Genomic DNA, 4,564 nt, shown 5'->3' on the forward strand with positions numbered 1-4,564 from the left:
AACCTATCCAGAGAAAGCCTGCATTCTCAATTCCTGAAAATTGACTTGTAGCAATCGCCGCAATAAATAAGATTGCTGAAAGAACAGAAAGTGATTTAGTGATTTTTGGATTCAAGATTGAGGTATTTTGGGTGAAAGCTTTTGAAATTAACCCGAAAACAAGCTTTAAAACAAGTTTTCGGGTTCTACTATAGGTAAAATAGGTGATTAACTGTAAGTCCTGTCATGCGAACGCTTATCGTTCCACATATCTGTTGGAGCGAAATAAGATTGATCCGATGGATGCAAATGAGCTTTCACTACTTCATCATTTAATTCTATTCCTAGTCCAGGAGCGTCCAAAGGCACGGGAGCATATCCTTTATCAATCATTTTACCTCCTCCAGTCATTGTCACCAAATCCTCCCACCATGGTACATCTACAGAATGATGTTCAAGGGCAAGGAAATTCTGAGTAGCAGCAGCACAATGAACATTAGCCATAAAAGAAACTGGGGTTCCAGCTTGATGCATTGCCATCGCAATTCCTTTTTCTTCCGCATAATCAGCTATTTTTTTGGTCTCCAAAAGTCCTCCAGAAGAAGCCAAATCCGGATGCACAATATCTACTGCATGATTATCGATCAAATCTTTGAAATATTGAAGTAAATAGATATCCTCTCCTGTGGTTGTTGGAGTATTAAGTGCTGTAGTAATTGTTTTATGCTGCTCCCACATTTGCCAAGGCACCATATCTTCAAGCCAGGCCAGTCTGTATTTATCCAAGGCCTGCCCCAATCTGATACAGTTATTTAAGTCAAAATGACCATAGTGATCGGTGGAAAGCGGAATTTCATATCCTACTAATCCTCTCACATGATCGACAATCTTGGCAAGTTCATCTAACCCTTTTTCAGTAATTTGAACTCCTGTGAAGGGATGAGCAGTATTTGCATAGGACATATATCCACCCTGCCATTGACTTTTACCCATTTTAAAAATCTCCGGATTAACAATACAGCCTGGAATATCCATGATTTCACCAATCGATACATCCATTTTTAGCCAAGTATAGCCTTGCTCTTCAGTTCTATATTTAATAAGCCTCAATTGTTCTTCGGGAGAGCTAGCTTCAGGTGTATCTGCATATAATCTAACCGAATCTCGATATCTTCCTCCCAATAACTGCCATGCAGGAACATTATAGGCTTTTCCGCAAAGGTCCCAAAGTGCCATTTCTACACCACAGACACCACCGGCTTGACGGGATTGTCCACCAAATTGCTTGATGATTTTAAAGATTTTCTCCACGTTACATGGATTCTCCCCCAGAATCCGGCTTTTGAGCATCAGGGCATACTTAGGATCTGCTCCATCTCTTACTTCTCCTAATCCATAAACTCCTTGGTTTGTATCGATTCGAAGAATAGCTGTTCCTCCCATCACCGCAGTATGAGCATAGCGCAAATCTGTGATTTTTAAGTCAGAAGGAGCTGAAGCCCGACGTACGTTTTTAGTTGTTTCTGCCATAGTGTCTTCAATACTAAGACCCATTAAGGCTGTTAAACTCAAGCCACCAAATGCAGTTTTTTTCAAAAAATCTCTTCTGTTATCCTTGGTCAAAGGATTATCTATTTCTGCTTGCCGCTGAGCTGCATATTGCTGCTCGCGGATTTTATTTTTCTCAATCAGGTTTTGTAGGGTACCTTTCATAGTTTCTTAGGTTATTATTTTAAAAGTTTCATTGCGTCGACAAATACATAGCCGGCAAAAAGAGTTTTACAAAAGTCAAATTGCTTCAGTAGAACTCAATAATTTCTTTCTTTCAGGTAATTATCCAACTCTTCCTTTGTCATAGGTAGCTTCCCGGGATAGTTATTCAACCAATCCAGAAAATCTTTTTTGATCTCCTCAGTCCATTGACTATCAATTTGACCTGGGAGGTATTTGCCCTCTCGAAGTCTCAGATGACCAAATTCATCTCGTAAACCAGTTACTTCAGAGGTCAAAACCAATTCTTCTACCAAATATGCAGGAATGAAAATCACTCCGTATTTCTTTGCTAAAACAACATCTCCTGGAAGAACGGTTGCCCTTCCAATTCTAATAGGGCTGTTAATGGAAGTGAGCATCATCTGTTGGATGTAGGAAGGATCCTGACCTTTCATCCAAGCGTTGAAGCCTTCGATTTCTGAAAGACCTTCCTGATCTCGAACGGAACCATTAAAAATGACGCCTCGTTGTGAATTGGCAAAAATTGCATTGCCAAGATTATCACCGATCAAGGTTCCATCGGCAATTTTGCCATAGCCGTCTGCTACATAAACATCCCCATTTATCAGGATATCAATAGGCCATGAATTAGTCCCTCCATTTGGAGATCTTCCTTCTTTGACTACACCTTGATCCTTAACTTGCTTTTCAAGATCCGGCCTCAGGGGCATGTATTGAGCAGTAACGACTCGACCAGTCATTGCCTCGTCCGGAAGCATGATTTGCCAGTCTCCTTCGTACTGATTTTGAAAACCTTTATTTCGTAAAACTCCCCATGCCTCTTCAATAGAGATGTTTTTCAAACGTTCTAAAATTGAATCGGAGACTTTTGGCCTTCCGTCAGGAAATCGCTCTCCTGTCCATTCAGATGTCAGTGCATTGATATATTCTGAAGACGCTCCAACATTTTGTGCTGTGATTTTATCAGTAGAAAATAAAACCAAACCAACAAGTGCAACAGCACAAATAGATGATTTTCGAATAGTTTTAAGGATCATGAGTGTGTTGGGTTTATTGATTAAAAACCCTAATCTAGGTTAGGGATAAATTCATTATTCAAAGAAAGGAATTTCAGGAACCGCATACTTTTTCATGCCTTCTTCGTTGATTTCTACTCCGATTCCGGGCTTTTCAGAAAGTGTGATAAAGCTATTTTCAGTTCTTGGCCCATCATAAGTCACTATATCTTTCCAAAGGTCATCCTTGTCCATGTAGATCTGCCATTCCATAATTTGGAAATTGGGAACAGAAGCGCAGACATGACAGCTGGCCATGGCTCCTAAAAAAGATGCAACCATATGAGGTGAGAATGGCACATAATAGAGATTGGCCAGATTGGCAATCCGCTGAGCCTCCCCTAAACCTCCTGCTTTTTGCAAGTCGGGCATGATGATATCCAAAGCTCCATCAGAAAGTAACTTGGTAAATCCGTAAGCCAGATAGATATTTTCTCCTGCACAAATCGGAGTACTGGTTTCTTGCGTGATGTGCTTATACACTTCAGGATTATCGGCAGGAACGGGTTCCTCCAACCACATTAGATTCAAAGGCTCATACATTTTGGCCATTTTCATTCCGGTAACTGCATCGTACCGACCATGCATATCCACACAAACATCAATGTTTGACCCTACTTCCTCCCTGACTGCAGCGATAGCATTATACATCCGGTCTATTTCCGCAGGGCTTGCTGTCCAATTAAAGCGATCATACTTATTTGGGTCTCTCCCATCATCAACATCAAATTTCACAGCATTATATCCTCTATCCACCGCGTCTCTTGCTGCTGCTGCGTAATCTTCAGGTTTGGGGTTGGTAGAAGTGTATAGCGCAGTATCGCAATAAACCCGGATCTTATCCCGGAATTTTCCACCTAAAAGTTGATATACAGGCATATTGAAAACCTTACCTGTGATATCCCAAAGTGCTGTTTCAATAGCTGTCAAAACAGCTACAAATACCCCGGATTGAGCTCCTCCGAAAAATGATCCCTTTCTCAATTGCTCGGCAAGGCGGTTCGGATTTAGGGGATTTTGACCTTTAATCTGATTACCAAGCCTTTTGACTAGGTAATAAGAACCATGGATGGCATCTACAGCTTCTCCACATCCCCACACATCTTGGTTAGTATATACTTTTACATAAACAGCTCCTCGGACAAATCCGCATTTCACATCCGTGATTTTTAGGTCTGAGGGGTTAGAATAAATATTCTGTTTTTGAACTGCTGCTTGTAGACCAGTACCAAAATTCGTCAATAGACTTGCTCCGGTTAATCCAAGAGCAGCTCCTTTTTGTAAAAAAGATCTACGTGATTTTTTGTTATTCATGATTGTATTTGAGTTTACTGAAGCTTACCAGGTCCTTTTCTTTAAAATTTCCTGAATCTGTTCCCTGGCAATAGGTAATTCGTCGATGTGATCATTAAGCCATTGTGAAAAATCTTTTTCAATCTCATCAGACCAGCGGGTATCAATTTGCCCGGCAGTGTATTTACCTTCCCTTATTCGCTCATGACCAAACATATCTCTTAAACGGACTACCTCTGAAGTAACCACCACTTTCTCAGCCAAATGAGCAGGAATAAAGGAAACTCCGCCATCTCTTCCTAATACCACATCTCCAGCCATCACAGTTACTTGATGGATTCTTGTGGGCTTATTGATTCCGATCAACATGGTATTTAAATCACCTGGCTGATTATGATGAGACGGGTGATAACTGGAAACATAGGACGTAAAAGATCCGATTTCTTTAAGCCCCACGATATCCCGAATAGCGCCGTCATAAACGATCCCGTTTCCGGATTTGG

The 4,564-nt window shown here is 40.9% G+C and carries 3 protein-coding genes and 1 pseudogene; all 4 read right to left on the reverse strand.

Annotated elements, in window-relative coordinates; genetic code table 11:
* Window positions 1-207: 207 nt before the first annotated feature.
* Window positions 208-1,692: a mandelate racemase/muconate lactonizing enzyme family protein gene (locus tag Q0L68_RS16810; protein ID WP_296705376.1), complete on the reverse strand. Its 1,485-nt coding sequence runs from the start codon at window positions 1,690-1,692 to the stop codon at window positions 208-210.
* Between the two features lie 95 nt (window positions 1,693-1,787).
* Window positions 1,788-2,750, reverse strand: a complete 963-nt coding sequence (locus Q0L68_RS16815) for an RraA family protein (RefSeq protein WP_296705377.1) — start codon at window positions 2,748-2,750, stop codon at window positions 1,788-1,790.
* Window positions 2,751-2,804: 54 nt separating this feature from the next.
* Window positions 2,805-4,082 carry a mandelate racemase/muconate lactonizing enzyme family protein gene (locus Q0L68_RS16820; protein WP_296705379.1) on the reverse strand — a complete coding sequence of 426 codons (1,278 nt, stop codon included), beginning with the start codon at window positions 4,080-4,082 and terminating at the stop codon, window positions 2,805-2,807.
* Window positions 4,083-4,106: 24 nt separating this feature from the next.
* A pseudogene (locus Q0L68_RS16825) lies at window positions 4,107-4,564 on the reverse strand (RraA family protein); the annotation flags it as partial.

It is taken from the genome of Algoriphagus sp., from assembly GCF_024642405.1.
In the GTDB taxonomy this organism is placed as follows: Bacteria; Bacteroidota; Bacteroidia; order Cytophagales; family Cyclobacteriaceae; genus Algoriphagus.

Coding starts and splice junctions, on each gene's coding strand:
- Q0L68_RS16810 (WP_296705376.1), bottom strand. CDS start 1,692: ATGAAAGGTACCCTACAAAACCTGATTGAGAAAAATAAAATCCGCGAG.
- Q0L68_RS16815 (WP_296705377.1), bottom strand. CDS start 2,750: ATGATCCTTAAAACTATTCGAAAATCATCTATTTGTGCTGTTGCACTT.
- Q0L68_RS16820 (WP_296705379.1), bottom strand. CDS start 4,082: ATGAATAACAAAAAATCACGTAGATCTTTTTTACAAAAAGGAGCTGCT.